The sequence below is a fragment of the Candidatus Pelagadaptatus aseana genome, assembly GCF_040362265.1.
GTDB classification, from domain to species: Bacteria; Pseudomonadota; Gammaproteobacteria; order Pseudomonadales; family Cellvibrionaceae; genus Pelagadaptatus; species Pelagadaptatus aseana.
Genome location: NZ_BAABNJ010000002.1, coordinates 436,064 through 456,031, shown reverse-complemented (window position 1 = coordinate 456,031; position 19,968 = coordinate 436,064). Strand labels below are relative to the sequence as shown.

Below are 19,968 nucleotides of genomic sequence, written 5' to 3'. Positions count from 1 at the left end.
TCTAAGTATGACCCGCATCAGCTTTTATATCCTGGGGGATGATAACGACGACGCCCGTAAATTGTTTGCCTGCCGTCTGGCTGAGAAAGCCTGGCGGGAGGGCAATCGTATTTACATTGCCGTTAATGATGCTGCCGAAGCCGAGGCGTTAGACCAACAGCTTTGGCGCTTCCGGCCCGAAAGCTTTGTCCCTCATAGCACCGAGCACAGTGAAACTCCCTCCGCAGCGGTAGTGATTGGCTGCCAGGATGACTGTGGTGACCACCACGATCTGCTGATTAACTTGCGCAGCCAGATTCCCAGTCATTTCAGCCGGTTTGAGCGGCTGGTTGAGATTGTCAGCCAGAGCGAAAATATTTTGACGGAAACCCGTGAGCACTTTACCTTTTACAAACAAAGGGGCTATCCGATTGAAACCCACAAAATCGGTTAATTAATTCCGAATTAGGATTATTGGCCCATAATAAAGGAGTGCCTTAAGGCACCTGTATAACACTGTCAGTTGAACGGAATACAAGCACCATGGCAGATCCAAAAGATTCCCCTGAAGCCATCCTCGGCGAACTGGAATCCATAAAAGATTTACTCTCTGAAGACGAGCTGGCAGCCATCCCGACACTTGAGGATGCTATCCCCCTATCAGCTACAACATCCGATAATGTCAACACGGACGCAGGCCTGCCGGATAGTGAATTGGCCGCTGATGAAGATCCACAGGATTCAGTTGAAGAGTCCTTTGATCTTTCAGACCTTCCACTGCTGACCGAAGCAGCAGAGGCCAGCGAACCTATCACAGAAGTCATCAAATCCCCCTCGCTGTTCTCCAGACCAATTGATCTGGATCTGGCACTGCTTTCACGAGAGCAGCCTGAAGCTGAGCAAATCAAACCAGCCAATACAGATGAACAAACCGTTGATGATGAAACATCTGACCAGTATTCGGCTGGTGAGGACATTGTTGGCGAGTTAGAGGTTGCGCAAGCAGTTGAAGCTGAAACTGTCGAAACCGAGTCTTCGCAGATACTGCCCGATCAGGAATCTGAAACTGATAACGGCACTGAAAACAGCGACAAAAGCGGACTCTCAGCATCCGATTTAGAACCGCTGATGGCTTCTGATTTAGAACCGCTGATGGCTCCGGATGCCCTTCCCGGTCAACAGAGCCTGTTTGAAGTACCGGTTCAGTCGGACGATAAAACCGGATCGACTTCTGCACCAAGAAAACCCGAGTTGCCGAAGGCACCCAAAGGTGAAAACCCGTTTCTGCCAAAACACATTCGCGAGCGGCTGCACACCGATCGCAGCCTGATGGATGTCATTAAAGACGAGCCAATATCAACTACACCCGGCTCATCATTACCGGACAAGGCTCAAAGCGACAGTAATAAATTACTGAATCTGGATCTGGGGGGTGACAGCATTGTCACTGTCAGTGCAGAGCAACTGGATGAAATTATAGAAAATGCCATTCAGGAAAGACTCAAAGGCATCGAATACAGCATCAAGGAAGAGTTGCTGGAATTGCTGGAACAAAAAACCAAAGAGCCGGAGTAAATCAACTCCGGCTCTGAGAATTCTTACTTAGCGCACTGGAACTGATAGTGCAGGAAGAAACCACTATCCGACGGTTCCACCCATTCTTCGTGCTTGGTCCAACCCTTGGGACAATATTGAGCCATTTGCACAAACAGACCGTTCAACGCTGACTGTGGCCCACCGGTAATGGTAAAGGGTTCGCGGATATTGAAAATCACCCCGGCGTTATCCAGCTCAGCCACCTCGGCAACCACCTGCTCCTGAGTGCCGGATACCGTCTTGGTTTCACCCGCTTCAACGCTGGATACCGCGCCCTTCTCGGCTGCAGCCGCTTTATCGTAGGTAGTTACAGTTTTTTTCTTGGAGAGAAAAGCGCCTCTGGATTGCGGGTCATACAGAGTAACCGGGTCATCGGCACATTCTACGTGCAGCTTGCTGAAATCCAGACTGTCAGCCATATCAACATTTTCTTCACAGCTCTCGTCTTTCGCAAAACCGGTGACCGAATACATGGCGACCAATACGCACAACAGCAATTTTTTCATTGTAATCTCCCAAGCAACAAAAGCTTCATTCAACTGTAATAAATAAATTCAGGGAAAAGAAAAGGGCGCCAAGGCACCCTTTTCCCAGAGTTAAGTTTTAAATCAGATTAAAACTTGTGCTCCATACCGATACCGTAAACAACTTCGTCTTCTTCCAGAGTAGAAGCGGCACCACTTTCAAAGTCATACTCAGTGTCGATAGTGGAATAGTAGGCATAAACCTTGGTTTTCTTGGCCAGCTTGTAGTCAACACCGAATACCAGAGCTTCAGTTTCGGCTTCGTCTTCAACTGCACCGCCGTCTTTCACTTCGTATTCGCCCTGACCGTATTGCAGCTTCCAGGTGAAGTCACCGGTCTTGTACTTGGCGCTCAGAGTGTAGCTGTCCTCGTCGTAAGACAAGTCAGTAACATTGGTGATGTTGGTTTCGTAGTTATCACCGTCTTCGGCAGTCTGAACAACCGCACCCAGAGTCAGATCACCAAAGCTGTAGGAAGCAACCAGACGAGTGATGTCCAGATTGTCTTTTTCTACGCTGCCGGATTTAACGTTCTCGTCGCGGGCAACGGCCAGGTACAGATCACCGGCTTTGTAGGTTACGCCAGCAGAGTAGCTGTCCAGCAGACCGTCTTGCTCGTTATCGTCATCAGAATCTTCACCCAGAACAGTCATCAAAGATGCTGAGAAACCGTTCATGGAAGGCGTAGTGTAGTTGATGATGTTGGAAGAACGGGTTTCACCGGACATCCAGTTTTTGATGTCACCACCTTCCAGATCGCCAAACAGATCAACTTTGGCTTGGGACAGTTTCAGAACGGTGTCGTGCTTACCAGCAAAAACAGTACCGTAGTTGCCGCTCAGGCCAACGTAGATATTGCGTTGTTCGAAAGTATCATTGTCCTTGCTGGAGCCAGAATCACCATCGTCCACATAGATTTCGAACTCAGCTTTGTAAATGGCGTAGAAGCCTTCAGACAACTCAGCCTTACCTTTAACACCAATGCGAGAAGCGTTGCTGTTCAGGTTCCAGCTATCTTCTTCTTCGAAACCAACGGTATTTTCATCGTAGGAAGCGTTAACGGCAGTCACGTTCATTTTACCGTAGATCTTGCCATCGATTGGGCCCACAGCCATAGCGGACATAGGCAGAGATGCAGCAATGGCAGAAGCCAGCAGTGCTTTTTTCAACATGGTGTTATCCCCTCTTAAGGACATCTAAATAATCTTGTTAGTAGACTTAAAATTTTCTAACGCGACCAAGGTGTCTGATTGCGTTTGCGGGACATATTCTGTTATTTCAATGTGTCAGAAATATTACGAACGCAAAAAAGAGGAGAAAAAAAGGGAACTTTTTGGTGCACAGCTCTAACACCGAGAAAAACAGTCAATTTCGGCGAAAAACCAACCAAAATCACACAAATAAGCAAAAAAGCTATAAAACAATGTCTGATTGATAGAGCTGTTCGAGCAATTGCTCTCCCATTACTACCAATTTTTCAGGCTCCGGATGCTGCATTTCAGCAGCCAATTGCAACAAAACCGCCCGGCCAGACTCGTATTCGCCGGATGCCATCAGGTTGAGCAATCGGGTCGTCATGGCATTGCTGGCCATAAACTGCACCTGATCAGCACGGTTGCGATAGACGATCAGAAATGTCGGTTCTTCCGGAGGAGCATCAGGCTGATATTCGGGCCCGAGCAAATGCACCGGGTATTGATAGGACAGACACCAGGCCAAAGGGGATAAAGTGGGTAATCGCTGCAACAGTTCATGACTTTCCAGCTCCGGGCGATTTTCGGGGATCGATTCCTCTGAAACATCCAGTGCCAGCTCAACCCACTCATAATGAGCCAGTTCCAGCATAAAGTCCGGGTCACAGTCTCTGGGCTCATGCTCATCCTGAAGATAGCGCAAAAACTCCTGACTCACCTCGAGAAAATAGGGGCTCTCTGACTGATGAACCCGAATAAAACTGCGCACCAATAGCTGCCAGTCAGCCTCATCATAGAGACTGCTCAGGATGGGAAAGCCACCACGGATAAAACCTTCAATATTTTTAAAAATCAGATCCCGGTAAATTTTTAGTCGGCGCTCTTCAATATGATCGGGTGCGGCATGAATAGCTGGATCGCGCAGATGGTCCGCCAGCATCTTCTGAGTTTCAATAAAGGTGGTCATGACAGATGAGCCAATTCTGGAGCAGAATTTGAAGAGGCATAGTCTGCCTGCAGGGTTTTGATGATATCAAGCTCACGCTGCAGGACATCCACCGGCGGGATATTAAAATCTCGTTCGAGCAGTGTCGGCTTGACGCCAAAGATTTGATAAGCCTGAGCCAGCAGATCCCATACCGGATCAATCACATCGGCACCGTGAGTATCGACACGCAGGTCTTCGGCTTCATCATAATGGCCTGCCACATGAATATACGCCGTGCGTTCACCGGGTAATTGCTTGAGAAACTGTTGCTCGTCATAGCCATGATTGATGCTATTGACGTAGATATTATTGACATCCAGCAACAGGTCGCAGTCCGCCTCTTGAATGACCGCATTGATAAAATCAATCTCTGGCATTTCCTGTTGAGGCGCACAATAGTAAGAGGCGTTTTCCATGGCAATGCGTTCACCGAGAAAATCCTGTACCTGCTTTATTCGCTCTGATGTGTGCCTGACTGCGGCTTCGGTAAAAGGTATCGGCATCAGATCGTAGAGATGCCCGGCGTCACTGCAATAGGTCAAATGCTCGGTATAACGCATGATCCCGTGCTCACGCATAAAGGCTTTGATGTTCTTGAGCAGTTCCATATCCAAAGGATCGGTTGAACCTATGGACAAAGACAAACCATGGCAGACAAACGGAAAACGCTCTGTGTACTCGCGAAAAGACTTGCCAAGACGGCCACCTACACCGATCCAGTTCTCCGGAGCCACCTCCATAAATTGAACGGTTTCGGTGGATTGATCTCGCCAATCATCAAGCATGGTTCGGCGTAAACCAAGACCTACTGAGGCAGGTTTATCGGGAAAGATATGGCTCATAACGATAAATTTTTACATCCCGAATTTACACACTATCATCCTGAGCAACGCGAAGGATCTTTATAAGATTCTTCCTCCCTCTGGTCGTCAGAATGACAAGGGGTAATAGTCGTCTGAATGACAAGGTGGTAATAGTCGGCAGAGTGAAAAGGTCGTAACGACATTCAGTAAGTGGGCTTCAATAACTGAAGCCCAAAGCAGCATTAACCGCCACACTTACCTTCGCCACACTTACCTTCCAGGCCTTTACCTTTGCCCATTTCTTTACCGCGCTCACTGGCATGACTGCCACCGCACTTACCTTCGCCACATTTACCTTCTTTTTCAGCTTTGGCGCCGCCGCATTTGCCTTCACCGCATTTGCCTTCTTTGGCAGCCTTGTCACCACCGCATTTGCCTTCGCCGCACTTACCTTCCTTACCCGCTTTTTCACCGCCACATTTGCCTTCACCACACTTACCTTCGGCGTGATTACCTGCCAGGTTATAACCTGATTCCAGTGGTTGAGCCGCAAATGGATTCTCGACAGCGGAAGCCATTGGCGCCAATGCAACACTGGCAACAAAAGCAGCGCCCACGGCTGCAGCGATAGGAGTTTTTTTAGTAGAGGACATTATTGTTTTCCTTTTTGGTTTATAAAGAGAGAAATGTTTTCACATCGGTAATATCTGACCAAAACACTGTGAATTAGTTTCCAGCGAAGTCAGGAAATTTCAAGAAAAAATATAATAACTCCCGTTGGGCCCGCTCTGGCTTAAGCCAGACAACGAATCTCTTCCACTGCCTGTGTCTTTTTATTATTCAGCCAGTGCAACATATGCACAAAATGATCACTGCAGGCATCCCGGTGAGTCAACATGGAAGTGTAGTCGTAATTGCGACTATTGCCATTGCCTCTACCCAACAACAGTAACTGCGCATCATGACGTCCAAGTTCAGAGACCCACAATCGCGTATCATCAATACCACCTAACAGACGATCTTTTGCCGCGGAAAAATAAAGGCAGGGAGGCAAATATCTGGACGCAAGTGCCTGTCGATAATCAAAATCGTCCGTCAAATCTCGCCACAGCGGCTGCTTCTGCCACTGTTCCAGATCCGACAGCAAGCGACGTCCGCAACCGCTGCCCGGCAGTCCCTTTGAATGTTCCTGCTTGCAAGCACCGATGGAAATCGCTGACTGCCAAACCATATAACGAATTGCCTTACCAAGACTGCCCAGCTCACAGCGCCTTGACGCAGCAAATTGGACCATGCCCAACACTTGTGCGGGCAACAGATCCAATCGCGCCATACAACTGAGCAGTAAGACATTACCCAAACCGTGGCCAACCCAGAACTGAGGTTCTCTGGGACGTATTTTGGCAACTGCGGCCAGATGGGCGGGAAGGTCCTCAAGGATTAGCTGGTGTAAATCCAGGCTGGCATTAAGGCCGCCGGGCAGATTGACACTGGTTGAACAGCGTAGCTCAGCAACAAACACATCAAACCCGGCATCGGCCAGATAACAGGCCAGACCAGCATCAGCCTCATCTGGAGCAAAGACACTGGGGCTTTCGTTGAAACCGTGCACCATAAACACCGGCGTGCTTTTATGGGCAGTATCAGAATTGGCGTAATAACGATGGAGAGTCAGGCTCACGCCGGACACATGGACCGGATACTCTTCCTTGACCAGACGGGCGTTACCCCAGGAGAAAATCCCCATAAGCAAAACTCAATATACTTCTTTAAAAACAGCGTACACAGGAACGCATCTCGCTGCCAGTTTCAGGGCCATAAATTATCCGGCAGCTTCTGACCACAATTTTTGCAGGCGCTTGGCCGACACCGGTTTTACGGTTTTAAGGGTCTGGGCAAACAGGGAAACCCGATATTCTTCCAGCATCCAGCGGTACTCAATCAACTCCGGTTTACTCCAGACTTCAGCCTCTCCCATCTTCTCAGACAGGTTGTACCACTTATCCCACAGCTCATTGACTTCGGAAGTCCAGATTTTATCCTTTTGAATCTGTGAAGCCACCTTTTCGAGACGCATCTGCATGGCTTTTAAATAGCGATTGTACTGCTGCAACCACTGCCTGGGCACCTGGAACAGAAATCCGGGATACACCAGCTGGGAGAGTTGCTGATTGATATCACCAGCGGCCGTTGCAATTGCCAGAGCATTCTTATTGGTCTTGATGGCTTTTTTGATGGCAACAATCTGTGTCAGCGCATCCACCAGAATTTTTTCATAATCCTGGGCCACTGTGACCACTGCGTCTGCCCCCTGCTGCAAACAGGTCTCAAATTCAGCGTGGCTGCGTGGCAGTGGGCGCTCACTGAAACAGGCTTGTGCAACAGCCGCCATAATCAAATCATCTACCACCTGCTCGCGTCGACCCAGAGAAACAACGGTTAATCCAAGATCTTTACCTTTCAGTAATTGTTTGCGCAGATATTTTACGGTCTGATTGAGTGACAGCACACCCAGACGAGTCACGCCCCGTCGTGAGAGGTAGTTGGCCTCAACCGGGTTATCTTTCAGGCTCAGGGTTACCGATGTATTGCTATCGAGTAACACCGGGTAAGCCGTAATGGCCATACCCGCGCGCTGCAGTTTTATGGTTTCAGGGAAGGTTTCAAAATCCCATTGAGTGATCTCGGTTCGCTCAAAATCATCGTCCTTGCTTTGCAGCGTATTCTGGATTTTATCCCGATACTGATCTCTTAAAGCTTTAAGATCACGGCCCTGCGACAACACCTTGCCATTGGCATCCATCACCTGAATATTGAACCGATAATAGTCATCAACGCCATCAATATTCCAACACTCCTGCGGCACATCAACACCGGTATGACGCTTTAACTGATGGGCCAGAGCTTCACACAATGGCGTATTATCAGCTTTTAACACGGCCAGAGCCTTGTCGACATAAGCCGGTACCGGAACAAAATGTTTGCGCCATTGCTTGGGCAGCGCTTTGACCAGAGCAATGCATTTATCGCGCAAGATACCGGGGATGATCCACTCCAGACGCTTCTCCGGCACCAGATGCAACGCCGCAACCGGCACCTGCATGCTCACGCCATCTTCCGGGTGATTGGGTTCGAAGTGATAGGCCAGTGGAAAACTCAGTCCTTCATGAGTTAATTCGGTAGGAAACTGGGCCTCCGATACAGCACTGGCGTCGTGCTGCATCAAATAGCCTTTTTCCATGCCCAACAGATTGGGATTCTGTTGCTCGGAATCTTTGCGCCAGCGCTCAAACCCAGCCAGATTGACGACGTCTTTGGCGACCCGCTCCTCATAGAAACGAAACAGGATTTCATCGTCCACCAGAATATCCCGGCGTCGGGTTTTGGCTTCCAGCTCGTGAATTTCTTCAATCAACTGCTGGTTGTGTTTAAAGAACTGGCCCTTGCCACGATACTGCCCCTCGACCAGAGCGGCACGAATGAATATCTCCCTCGACAACTTCGGATCAATCTGGCTAAACCCTACCCGCTGCTTCTCAACCAGTATCAGACCATAGAGGCTGACGCACTCATAGGCCATCACCTGGCCGCTTTTGACATCAAAGTGGGGTTCGTATTGATTGCGCTTAAGTAAATGTTCCGCCGCTTTTACCACCCAGACAGGATCAACCCGGGCCACCTGATGGGCGAATACTCTGGAGGTTTCCAGCAATTGCCCCGCCGCAATCCACTTGGGGCTTTTCTTGGCCTGCGAGGAGCCGGGAAAGATGTGGAAGCGGCGATTGCGCGCCCCAAGGTATTCCTTATCCTCTGCCTTTGAACCGATTTGCCCCAGCAGGCCGGGCAGCAATGCCCGATGAATCGAATCGTAATTGGCCTCATTGCTATTGGGTTTGAGCGACAGTTTTTTACAGGCCAGTAATAGCTGATGGTGAATCTCACGCCATTCCTGCAACCGTAGAAAAGAAAGAAACTCACGTTTACAGAGCTTGCGAAATTGGCTTTTGGACAGTTCCTGCCGTTGCTCCTCGACGTAATTCCAAAGGTTGATGTAGGCGATAAAGTCCGAGTGTTCATCACGGAAGCGGCGATGTTTTTCATCCGCCGCCTGTTGTTTGTCTGCCGGTCGTTCGCGGGGGTCCTGGATCGCCATGGCACTGACAATCAACAACACCTCTTTCAGGCTACCCAGTTTGGCCGACTCCAACAGCATTCGCCCAAGTTTGGGATCCAGCGGCAAGGTCATCAGCTGCCGGCCGAGGCGGGTCAACTTACCCTTGCGATCAACCGCCTGCAGTTCCTGCAACAATTTGAAACCATCATTGATCAGCCGCTGGTCCGGATTATCCACAAAAGGAAAGTCGCGAATATCACCAATACGCAGATTGAGCATCTGCAGGATAACTGCCGCCAGATTGGTGCGCAGAATTTCCGCATCGGTAAATTCCGGACGTTGGATAAAATCGTCTTCGTCATAGAGGCGATAACAGATGCCCTCACTGACCCGGCCACAGCGGCCTTTTCGCTGATTGGCACTGGCCTGGGAGATAGCCTCTATGGGCAAACGCTGAATTTTTGAGCGGTAACTGTAACGGCTAACCCGTGCATAACCGGGATCGATCACATAGCGAATACCGGGCACGGTAATGGAGGTTTCTGCAACATTGGTGGCAAGGACAATCCGACGACCTCGATGGGACGCAAACACCTTATTTTGCTCCGCCAGACTCAGGCGCGCGTACAGTGGCAACACCTCCAAATGGGGAAACTGAGCGCGACGCAGGGCCAGGGCCGTTTCACGGATATCCCGCTCGCCACTGAGAAATACCAGAATATCTCCGCCTCTCTTACCCGAAGCGGATTCCTGTTTGAGGATTTCATCGACGGTGGCAACGATGGCCTCCGGCTGATCTTCCTCTTGATCCGCCATGGGCCGATAGTGCGTGGTCACCGGATAGGTGCGCCCGGACACTTCCACTATTGGCGCGGCGTTACCACTGGCATCGGTAAAGTGCTTGGAGAAACGCTCCAGATCAATGGTTGCCGAGGTAACAATGACCTTCAGGTCGGGCCGTTTCGGCAAAATACTTTTGAGATAACCCAACAGGAAATCAATATTAAGGCTGCGCTCGTGAGCCTCATCGATGATTAAAGTGTCGTATTTATTCAGATAACGATCGTTTTGAATCTCGGCCAGCAGAATACCGTCGGTCATCAACTTGATGTGGGTATTATCCGAGGAGTGATCCGTAAAACGCACCTGATAGCCCACAGCTTCACCTAACGGGGAATTGAGCTCTTCGGCAATGCGGCTGGCCACGGTTCGGGCAGCGATACGTCTAGGTTGGGTATGACCAATAAGGCCATCGACACCGCGCCCTATCTCTAGGCATATCTTAGGTAGCTGGGTGGTTTTACCCGAACCGGTTTCGCCGGCGAGAATAACGACCTGATGTTGCTCCAGAACGCTTTTGATTTCATCGGCTCGCTCACTGATGGGCAAGCCTTCGGCCAAAGTCACCACTGGCCGATTGGCCAGACGCTGCTGTCGCAGGGTCATGGATTTCAATACTTGATCCTGCAAACTGGAAAGCGCTTTATCGCTGGGCTTGCCCTGCTCTATAAGAGATTTAAGATCTTTTAATTTGCGCGACAGGCGAAAGCGATCCCGCCCCATGGTTTGAGAAACTTGCTGCTGCAGCTCTTTAAGGGTTTCATTCATACAAAAACAACCGTCATCGCGAGGCTCGCAATGACGGCAATTGGCCAAATAAGAAAACGCTATTTTGCCAGATACTTGATACCCCGCTCCAGTCCCTCAATGGTCATGGGGAACATGCGGTCTTCTATCAGTTGACGGGTAATATCGATGGACTGGGTATGGTTCCAGTACTTTTCCGGGGTGGGGTTAAGCCAGATGACCTTGTTGTAAGTGTCTGTCAAACGTTTCATCCAGGCCTGCCCGGGCTCTTCATTCATATACTCGACACAGCCATACTGACTGACAATCTCGTAGGGCGCCATGGAGGCATCACCCACAAAGATCACCTTGTAATCACTTGGATAGGTATGCAGCACATCATACAGAGACGTGGTTTCAGTGGTCCGACGGCGATTGTCTTTCCACACTCGCTCGTAGATAAAGTTATGAAAGTAGAAATACTCCATGTGCTTGAACTCGGTCTTGCAGGCAGAGAACATCTCTTCACAGACTTTGACGTAGGGGTCCATGGAGCCACCCACATCAAAAAACAGCAGCACTTTTACAGCATTGTGTCGCTCTGGCACCATTTTGATATCCAGAAAGCCTGCGTTATTAGCCGTGGACTTGATGGTATCGTCCAGATCCAGTTCTTCAGCGGCACCTGTTCGGGCAAATTTGCGCAATTTGCGCAGAGCCACCTTGATATTGCGCGTGCCTAACTCAACCTCGTCGTCAAGATTCTTAAACTCGCGTTTTTCCCAGACCTTGGCGGCGGATTTATTGCGACTCTGACCGCCAACACGGATGCCTTCAGGATTGAAACCACTGTTACCAAACGGCGATGTACCGCCGGTACCAATCCACTTGTTGCCTCCCTGATGACGCTTTTTCTGCTCTTCAAGGCGCTTTTGAAACTCCTCGATCAACTTTTCCAGACCGCCCAGAGATTCAATCTTGGCCTTCTCTTCCTCGGACAGCTGCTTCATAAACTCGGCGCGCGTCCAGTCATCCGGAATCAGGGCTTCGACAATGCCGTCAAGATTTTCCAGGCCTTTGAAATAGGCACCAAAAGCCCGGTCAAACTTATCGAAGTACTTTTCGTCCTTGATCAAACAGGTTCTGGAAAGCAGGTAAAAATCGTCCACACTGCCAAATGCCAGTTTCTTCTCCATGGCTTCAAACAGCACCAGAAGCTCTTTCAGTGAAACCGGCACTTCGGCTTTGCGCAAGCCGTAGAAAAAATTGACCAACATGGACTCTACCTCCTAGCCTCAACCAACCTGCTTAAGCGTTTTGACGACGAGTCATAAATGCCAGACGTTCCAGTAAGTGAACGTCCTGCTCGTTTTTCAGCAGTGCCCCGTACAGCGGAGGAATGGCCTGACGAACATCGCTGTTTTGCAGAACTTCGTCGGGAATGTCGTCTGCCATCAACAATTTAAGCCAATCCACCAGTTCAGAAGTGGAGGGTTTTTTCTTCAAACCCGGCACCTGACGAACATCAAAGAAGATATCCAGAGCATCTCTGACCAGAGTCTGTTTGATATCCGGGAAGTGAACGTCGATGATCTGCTTCATCACTTCACGATCCGGGAAGTTGATGTAGTGGAAGAAACAGCGGCGCAAGAAAGCGTCTGGCAGTTCTTTTTCGTTGTTACTGGTGATGATCACAATGGGACGTTTCTTGGCTTTGACCACTTCACCGGTCTCGTAAACAAAGAATTCCATCTTATCCAGCTCTACCAGCAAATCGTTGGGGAACTCGATATCGGCCTTATCGATCTCATCAATCAGCAGCACCACTTGCTCATCGGATTCAAAGGCCTCCCATAACTTACCCTTTTTCAGGTAGTTGGCGATGTCATGCACCTTATCATTACCCAGTTGCGAATCGCGCAGACGGGAAACGGCATCGTATTCATAAAGGCCTTGCTGCGCTTTGGTGGTGGACTTGATGTGCCACTGAATCAGGCGCATGCCCATGGATTCGGCTACCTGTTCGGCCAGCATGGTTTTACCTGTGCCCGGCTCACCTTTTACCAGCAGTGGTCTTTCCAGTGCCACAGCGGCGTCTACGGCCATACGCAGATCATCGGTGGCAACGTACTGTTGTGTACCTTCAAATTTCATTATGAATACTCCCGAAAAACGTGGGCGATAGTCTACCACAACGCTCAGGCTTTACGGTGGCGATCTATGCCAAAAGGAATAACAGAAACAGTCAGGGGTTAACCCGGATGACGCACCATCAACAGCAGCTTCCTGCCCTGTTTCAGGTATCGGTGGTAGGCCTCGAGCATATACGGCTCAGCTGCCTCTGGGGCTATGGTGGTAAACCCGGACTGGGCATAAAAGGATTCAAGATGATCAAATGGATAGCAATAACACAGCACCTGTGTCAGAAAAGGCAACATCCCGTTCAGCAGCACCGTTCCCACCCCTTGACGACGATACTCTGGTGCCACACACATACTTCTGAGGAAATAGACGCCATCTTGGCGATACTGGAGCCGAACCGCCGCAATCATCTGTTGATCTGAACGAACAACAAAAACCACATCTTCCCTGCCAGCCTTGGCGGAGTAACGACAGCTTTTATAAAATTTATTGACCAGAGGCAGCAGCTGAGAATCCAGCTGCTCCACCAGGTAATCGCCTGCCCCTGACTCAACCGCTGACATCAGTCTTTGTCTTTTTCGTCACCGTTGTCGATCAGATCATCGAGTGAGTCCGGTGAAAAATCATCCAAAGAGAAACCCGGGCCGTCGTCCTCAGGCTCCTCAGCCATATCGGGCTCAGGGATCAAATCCGGCTCTTCAGTCAGGCCATCGGGATCCTGCAAGCCTGCCAGTAACTCGTCTGCCTCGGCAGACAACTGCGCCTCATTATTTAGATCCGGGATATCTTCATCCTTGATCTCTTCGGAAGCGAGATCAATGGCAGCACCATCCGTGGCCTGATCAAGGTCTTCTCCTGCCGAAGCATCCATATCCGGTTCAGCGTCTGGAGCGTCTTTTTCAATCGGCTTGGTCTCTTCATCGATTTGCTTTTCCAGCTCCTCCAGAGCATCCTCGCCGCTGCCGCCCATAATCGCGCGATAGGCAAAGAAGGCCAACACTACAATCAGGATATTGCCAACACCGAGCCCAACATAAAGCGGCCAGTTACTGCTCTCTTCTTCGGCTTCAGGCTCGACTGCGTCGGCAACCGGCTCGGGATCAGCTTTAGGAGGCTCAGGTTTGGCGACAGACTCCGCGGGTACAGGTTTTGGCTCGACTTTTGGCTCTACTATGGCCTCGGGAACAGTCTCCTGCACCAGTTCTGTCACAGGCTCTGGTACCACATCATCAATGACCGGCACCTGAAATGGATTGTCTTCACTAGGGAAACTGAAGGTAATGGTTTCGGGATCAACATCAAACTTGCCGCCCTCTTTATCGATACCACTGATGCGCAAACGAACCTGATAAACCCCTTCGGTATCGGGCTCCAGTAACAGTTCCCACTCATCAGCGGCATTGAGGGTCAGAGGCTTAATGGCACTGCGTCCCTTTGGATCTTTAATACGGGCCACAACCTGGGTTTGATCTGGCTCCACCAACTGGCTATGGGCACGCACTTTAACCAGCTGCTTTTCACTTCCGCCAAGAATCAGCTTCTCCAGCTCCGTTTCAAACGGCACTCGAACCGTAATCGGGTGATTAAACTGGCGCTGAAAGCTTTTGCCATCAACCAATACCGAGACATTGTAACGCCCCTCTTCGCGGAACATGTCCAGAGCCTGACTGTAGATTCCATTCGCCGGTGGACTGTCTTTACTCAGTTTCTCGGACCACTCGCGGCCATTGGTTTGATTGAGCACCAGACTGTCTATATCCAGAAGTCCCAGAAATTCAGGATCCGTAACCGTATTTTTGTTGTCCTGCAGCAACAGCGACAAACGCGTTTCTTCTTCGATAAACAGATTACTGGGCAGTGGTTTAACCAACAACTTCAGGTTACTGACGATACTTACCCTGCTATCGGGCTCAATGTCAGCCAACACCTGCCACTCACCCTCAAGCGGTCTTTTCACTGTGATCAGATCGTACTGATCGGTTTTATACCAGCTGACATCCGGCTCTTCTTTATCGAACCGATACTCTGTTTTATCCGGGCTAACTAATTGGGTGGGCTCTGCGCTGGAGCGAAATATAAGGGCCGTAAACTCTTCAATACTGGAATCCACCAGAAAGGTATTTTCGGTTAAAGGAACCTGTTCAGTGGGTGCCGCCTGATCAAACACCCGCAGAAAAATTTTCAGTAGCTCATCGGCGTCTTCTGCAACTTCAGAGACACCATCGGTTGCCACGGCCAGCTTATCCAGCAATGCCTTATCGGCATTATCCGATAAGGCAATGGTATGAACCGTGTAGCCACTTTCCTGCAATTGCGGCAAAACTTCATCAACAATACGACGCCATTCCGCCTGATTTTTTTCGGGGTCTTTATCGACATCAACCATGCCGTCGGTCAGCAGAATCAGACTGGTGTCGTAATCACCACTGAGCTTGTCATTGTCATAGGTGGCCTTTTCAATGGCCTCGCCAATATTTGTGAACAAGCCAACGGAATTGATTTCAGCAGATTTGTCCATGGCATCGTCGCGCCAGGACTCTGTAACCGGGCGGTGAGGCACCAACATATTGATGTACTTGCCGAAGGTCCAAACCCCGGCTTTGCTGTCTTCGGGCAATAATTTTACCAACAGCTCCAGCGCTGGCTTGCGCAAATTGGAAGGGTCGTTTTGTTTCATGCTGCCCGAGACGTCGATAACCACTCGCACATCTGAGGGCTTGTTCTCAACAATGGCCAGACTGTTTTCTTCAACCGCAGCTTGCGACCAGGCGGACACCGCAGCCAGCATCCCCATGGAAACGATCACCCAATGCCACAAACCCTTCATAATCCTACATCTCTTTCCGTTCAATCACTGTTGAGGAGTTCACACCAGTGAATCCATTACCCGGCGTCCCTTCTCGGTCAGATACCAGCGAACTCCCTTCTGCCCACTGATCTTGCCCGCAAGATCTTTAGCCACCAAAACAGCCAGTGTTTTGCTCATGGTGGACTCATCCGTACCGGCTTCCCGACACAACCCCACCATGGAGCGAAAGATAAAACGTCCACAGCCCAGGGTTTTCAAGACTTTTGAAGAGGTAACATCCAGCTCTTCAACCTCCAGTTCTTTTAACGCCTCTTCGCCCATATCCTGCTCGGTTTCGGTTTCGATCAGGGGCAACAGTTCTTCCTGCATCAGTCGCAGCTCATGGAGAGTCGCATCAGACTGGGAGCGCGCCAAATGGGCCTCACGCAAAATACGATCGGTGGTATTGATAATAAAAATGCGCGAAGCGATAGCCGCAATCAGACACAGCCCGGTGTAGATCAGCAATCGGGAAGGGTCACCCTGAATTTCCAGAATAAGATCGCTGTTAACCAGATCGAGCACTACCGGAACCAGAAAGGCCGCGCCTACACCGATAAAGATGCAGCGTATGATACTGGCAGGATCAGTATTATCCTGATTCATCTGGTAAAAATTAATCAGCCCGCCAAATACGCCAGCCGATAACATTACCCCTGCCAGGATAAAAATATGATACGTCATTCCGTTTCCCCTAGAGTTTTATTATTGATATACAGACGCGCCGGCACTTGTGCGCCGACAAATATCCCCATTTATAGCAGTTCGCCACCCATAGAACAAAACTCTAAACTGATGATTGACCCCGTCCGAAGACTGTCCTTGTATCGGTTAGCGGCCAACTGCCAAAAAAATGGAGTATTAATTAGTGGCAGTCTCTCTCTCAGGACGAGCATGAATGCTTTCGTGAAGCATTTCCTGACGCTGTTGCTCCAGAAACTGCAGTTGTTGATTTTGTTCACGCTTATAACGAGACCAGAAAGAAGCCAACACGCCCAACACCATGGCAACCAGCCAGCAACCCAATAGAGGCAGGCCCACCCGTTCTGGAGCGCCCTCAAAGACCGCCTCCATCACAAACATGATGATGGCGGGCGCCATCAGAGTCTCGCCATCACCAATAACATAAGGAAATAGCAGCAAAACCATGCCGGTAACACGAAGACTGTTCCTTACCAGCAACAGACCAATGTTGCGGGTATTGACCCAAAGCGCCCAAATTAAAATCAGAGAACAGCCCAGATAAATTGCCCAGGCCATCAGATAACTGTCAGTCATTTTATGCTCTTAATATCCTTGATGGTGCACCGGATCACTCCACCCAGTGAACAATAAAATCTTCATAATCCTCTTCCGCCACTGCGGATTCAGGAAATATTTTACCTTTAACGGAAATCCCCGCACGGTGAACCGAATCGGGATCACCACTGATCAGTGGATGCCACGGCTGCAGAGGTTTACCTTCTGCCACCAGACGATACGCACAAGTTACCGGCAGCCAGTGGAACTGATCGACATCAGCGGGACTTAAATTGATGCAATCGGGTACCAGCTGCAGACGCTCTTCATAGCGCTGACAGCGACAATCTGCGGAGGACAGCAAACGACAGGCAATATTGGTGTAATAAACCTGGCCATCGTCCTCGTCTTCGAGCTTGTGCAAGCAGCACTTGCCGCACCCATCGCAGAGACTTTCCCACTCTTGCGCGGACATCTGGTCAAGAGTTTTGGTCTGCCAAAAAGGTTTTGCTGCCACAGCGGTCAGAACAGATTGATTTTGGTATTGTGGGCGTTGATGCGGCGCATTTCATCGTCTTTTGGCGGCGGCATCTGTAAGTAAAAGCCTGGATCCTCCAACTGTTCCAGCACCCGAGCTGCATCGGCCCTACCCAGCTTTTTCTCTGGCGTGAGCAACATGGTCATAACATGTTGCGGCTTGCCGAACTTGTCCAACAGAGCCTCTGGCACCTTGTCTAAACCCTCTTCCTTTTTTACGTAGAGATACATCTCATCTTCGTTAGGGCTTTTAAAAATATCGCAAATAACTTTCATAGCTTTCATTACTTCTTGATCACACTGTTTATCTCGGTGGCCAACGCATCCCCCATCAAAACCTGACGCCAGCCTTTGAGGTTATCCGGAAAACTCAAGCAGGATTGCTCAAGCGCAGCACGCACCATGAATTCAATGTCTTTTTTACGCAGTAATATCTCTGGCGGAACCCCCAGATCTTCAGCAAACTGCTGTTGCACTTTCTTCAAAGATTTGACCAGATCACCGGATTCCGGTGACAAAGGCCGTGGCAGCCGGTGAGGACAAAATTCCTGGGGTAATCGGTAGGCTTGATCAATAATTTCCAGCAACTCGTTACCATCGCTGTTGATAGTCCTCGGGGGCATCCCCTCGAGACGCTTCAAGTCTTTAATTTCTGTCGGTCGCAACCGCGCCATATCCCACAGAGTGCGCTCTTTGATCAGACGATTGCGTGGGATATTGCGATCACGGGCCTCACACTCTCGCCAGGAGGCCAGCATCTGCAAACAAGCCAGCTGTTGTCTGTTGAGCTTCCAGGCAGATTTTATCTTGGTGTAGTAGGTTTCCGGGTCCGGCTCTTGTTTGGCCGCGGTGATCACGCCCGCACACTCCTCCAAAACCCAGGTAAGACGCTGCTGCTCGGTCAATTTTTTTACCAGCAGGCCATAGATTACCGGCAGATAAGCCACATCCAGCGCGGCATAACTCATTTGGGAAACACTCAATGGACGCTGCAGCCAATCCGAGCGAGTTTCACTCTTGGCCACTTCAATACCGAGACTGGCTTCAACCAGACGGGCGTAGCCCATGGAAAACCCCAGCCCTGCAAACGCCGCGGCTATCTGTGTATCAAAAACAGGGGCAGGAACAACCCCAAGAAAAGATTGGAACACCTCCAGATCTTCCGAACAGGAGTGCATGACCTTGGTCACCCGCTCATCGCAAAGCAGGCGGGAAAAAGGCCCCAAATCATCAATAGCCAATGGATCAATCAGATAGCATCCCTGACCATCGCCCACCTGAAATAATGCCGCATTGGGGAAAAATGTGGTGGTACGCATAAACTCAGTATCCACCGCGATGGCCGCCTGCTGGCACCATTGGTCGCACAGTCGTGACAATTCGGCACCATCATCAATCCAGACGGGCTCGGTCGCGATCAAATTTTCTGTCTGCGCCATTACACCGCCCGCCTTGATGATAGTGCGTGAGCCAGAGTACCACCATCAATGTATTCCAGCTCTCCCCCGAGCGGAACGCCATGGGCAATTCGGCTGACATCAACCCCAAGGTGCTTGGCCTGCTCTGCTATGTAGTGCGCCGTGGCCTCACCTTCAACCGTCGGATTGGTGGCCAGAATAACCTCTTTGATTTCACCTTCCTGCAACCTGGCCAATAACACGTCGATGCCAATATCCGCCGGGCCAATACCATCAATAGGGGAAAGATGCCCCAACAGCACAAAATACAATCCCTGGTAGGTGCCGGCCTGCTCCAAAGCCAGCACATCGGACGGGTTTTCAACCACGCACAGCAAGCTATGGTCGCGGCGAGTATTGGCGCATAGACCACAGACTGGCTGCTCGGTCAAAGTCCGACAGCGGCTGCAACGCTCCACCCCGGCCACGGCTTTAGCCAAACTCTGGGACAGTCTTTGTGCCCCCTCACGGTCATGTTCCAAAAGCTGCAACGCCATGCGCTGCGCAGATTTTGGCCCAACACCGGGCAGGCATCTTAAGGCCGACATCAATTCATCAATCAGGGGACTAAACATGAACTACTCAGGTTTCGACATCACAAAAATTATTTAGAAAGGCATTTTAAAACCGGGAGGCATCTGCATACCCGCCGTCAGGCTGCCCATTTTTTCCTGAGTATTGGCCTCTACTTTGCGCACCGCATCGTTGACTGCAGCGGCCAGTAGGTCTTCCAAAATTTCTTTGTCTTCACTCAGCAAGCTGTCATCAATGGCAACACTGCGAACATCGTGACGGCCAGTCATAACCACTTTAACCATGCCCGCACCGGACTCACCCTGAACTTCAGCATTGGCCAATTCTTCCTGCATTTTCTGCATATTGGCCTGCATTTCCTGGGCCTGCTTCATCAAATCACCAAGACCGTTCATAACTACCTCTACTTCTCAACATTACATGAACCTCATATGTGTCATCCCGAACG

Annotated in this window: 20 protein-coding genes; 2 read left to right on the top strand and 18 right to left on the bottom strand. The window is 50.1% G+C overall.

The window, feature by feature from the left end:
* Positions 1–7: 7 nt before the first annotated feature.
* Positions 8–433, top strand: coding sequence for a DNA polymerase III subunit chi (locus ACPXV9_RS04665; protein WP_423895008.1), 426 nt, complete (start codon positions 8–10; stop codon positions 431–433).
* Between the two features lie 89 nt (positions 434–522).
* Complete coding sequence (locus ACPXV9_RS04660; protein WP_423895006.1) at positions 523–1,554, top strand: hypothetical protein; 1,032 nt, start codon at positions 523–525, stop codon at positions 1,552–1,554.
* A 23-nt stretch (positions 1,555–1,577) separates the two neighbouring features.
* Here ACPXV9_RS04660 and ACPXV9_RS04655 read toward each other — a convergent pair whose 3' ends face one another.
* From ACPXV9_RS04655 to ACPXV9_RS04570, 18 genes are all read right to left on the bottom strand, one after another.
* A complete protein-coding gene (locus tag ACPXV9_RS04655; RefSeq protein WP_423895004.1) occupies positions 1,578–2,081 on the bottom strand; it encodes a hypothetical protein in 504 nt (167 codons plus the stop codon).
* Between the two features lie 107 nt (positions 2,082–2,188).
* On the bottom strand, positions 2,189–3,271 hold the full coding sequence (locus tag ACPXV9_RS04650; RefSeq protein WP_423895003.1) for a porin: 1,083 nt from the start codon (positions 3,269–3,271) through the stop codon (positions 2,189–2,191).
* A 241-nt stretch (positions 3,272–3,512) separates the two neighbouring features.
* Entirely contained in the window at positions 3,513–4,259 is a 747-nt protein-coding gene (locus ACPXV9_RS04645; RefSeq protein WP_423895002.1) for a DNA-binding domain-containing protein, read from the bottom strand.
* Positions 4,256–5,122, bottom strand: coding sequence for a DUF692 domain-containing protein (locus tag ACPXV9_RS04640; RefSeq protein ID WP_423895001.1), 867 nt, complete (start codon positions 5,120–5,122; stop codon positions 4,256–4,258). The genes ACPXV9_RS04645 and ACPXV9_RS04640 overlap by 4 nt, the downstream gene beginning before the upstream one ends.
* Positions 5,123–5,325: 203 nt before the next feature.
* Positions 5,326–5,736 carry a hypothetical protein gene (locus ACPXV9_RS04635; protein WP_423894999.1) on the bottom strand — a complete coding sequence of 137 codons (411 nt, stop codon included), beginning with the start codon at positions 5,734–5,736 and terminating at the stop codon, positions 5,326–5,328.
* A 140-nt stretch (positions 5,737–5,876) separates the two neighbouring features.
* On the bottom strand, positions 5,877–6,830 hold the full coding sequence (locus tag ACPXV9_RS04630) for a hypothetical protein (RefSeq protein WP_423894998.1): 954 nt from the start codon (positions 6,828–6,830) through the stop codon (positions 5,877–5,879).
* Between the two features lie 75 nt (positions 6,831–6,905).
* Positions 6,906–10,805, bottom strand: coding sequence for an ATP-dependent RNA helicase HrpA (hrpA, locus tag ACPXV9_RS04625; protein ID WP_423894996.1), 3,900 nt, complete (start codon positions 10,803–10,805; stop codon positions 6,906–6,908).
* Positions 10,806–10,864: 59 nt separating this feature from the next.
* Positions 10,865–12,040 (bottom strand): vWA domain-containing protein, encoded by a 1,176-nt coding sequence (locus ACPXV9_RS04620; RefSeq protein WP_423894994.1) that lies wholly within the window; start codon positions 12,038–12,040, stop codon positions 10,865–10,867.
* Between the two features lie 31 nt (positions 12,041–12,071).
* Positions 12,072–12,917 carry an AAA family ATPase gene (locus ACPXV9_RS04615; RefSeq protein ID WP_423894993.1) on the bottom strand — a complete coding sequence of 282 codons (846 nt, stop codon included), beginning with the start codon at positions 12,915–12,917 and terminating at the stop codon, positions 12,072–12,074.
* Positions 12,918–13,015: 98 nt separating this feature from the next.
* On the bottom strand, positions 13,016–13,468 hold the full coding sequence (locus tag ACPXV9_RS04610; RefSeq protein ID WP_423894991.1) for a GNAT family N-acetyltransferase: 453 nt from the start codon (positions 13,466–13,468) through the stop codon (positions 13,016–13,018).
* Positions 13,468–15,732 carry a VWA domain-containing protein gene (locus ACPXV9_RS04605; protein ID WP_423894989.1) on the bottom strand — a complete coding sequence of 755 codons (2,265 nt, stop codon included), beginning with the start codon at positions 15,730–15,732 and terminating at the stop codon, positions 13,468–13,470. Before ACPXV9_RS04605 ends, ACPXV9_RS04610 begins: the two co-directional genes overlap by 1 nt.
* A 39-nt stretch (positions 15,733–15,771) precedes the next feature.
* Positions 15,772–16,437 (bottom strand): YEATS-associated helix-containing protein, encoded by a 666-nt coding sequence (locus ACPXV9_RS04600; protein WP_423894987.1) that lies wholly within the window; start codon positions 16,435–16,437, stop codon positions 15,772–15,774.
* Between the two features lie 177 nt (positions 16,438–16,614).
* Positions 16,615–17,031, bottom strand: a complete 417-nt coding sequence (locus tag ACPXV9_RS04595) for a hypothetical protein (protein ID WP_423894985.1) — start codon at positions 17,029–17,031, stop codon at positions 16,615–16,617.
* A gap of 34 nt (positions 17,032–17,065) precedes the next feature.
* Complete coding sequence (locus tag ACPXV9_RS04590; RefSeq protein WP_423894983.1) at positions 17,066–17,509, bottom strand: YcgN family cysteine cluster protein; 444 nt, start codon at positions 17,507–17,509, stop codon at positions 17,066–17,068.
* A 5-nt stretch (positions 17,510–17,514) separates the two neighbouring features.
* A complete protein-coding gene (locus tag ACPXV9_RS04585) occupies positions 17,515–17,805 on the bottom strand; it encodes a YcgL domain-containing protein (protein WP_423894981.1) in 291 nt (96 codons plus the stop codon).
* Between the two features lie 8 nt (positions 17,806–17,813).
* Complete coding sequence (gene rnd / locus ACPXV9_RS04580; RefSeq protein WP_423894979.1) at positions 17,814–18,968, bottom strand: ribonuclease D; 1,155 nt, start codon at positions 18,966–18,968, stop codon at positions 17,814–17,816.
* Entirely contained in the window at positions 18,968–19,561 is a 594-nt protein-coding gene (recR, locus tag ACPXV9_RS04575) for a recombination mediator RecR (protein ID WP_423894977.1), read from the bottom strand. The genes rnd and recR overlap by 1 nt, the downstream gene beginning before the upstream one ends.
* A gap of 33 nt (positions 19,562–19,594) precedes the next feature.
* On the bottom strand, positions 19,595–19,915 hold the full coding sequence (locus ACPXV9_RS04570) for a YbaB/EbfC family nucleoid-associated protein (RefSeq protein ID WP_423894975.1): 321 nt from the start codon (positions 19,913–19,915) through the stop codon (positions 19,595–19,597).
* Positions 19,916–19,968: the final 53 nt, after the last annotated feature.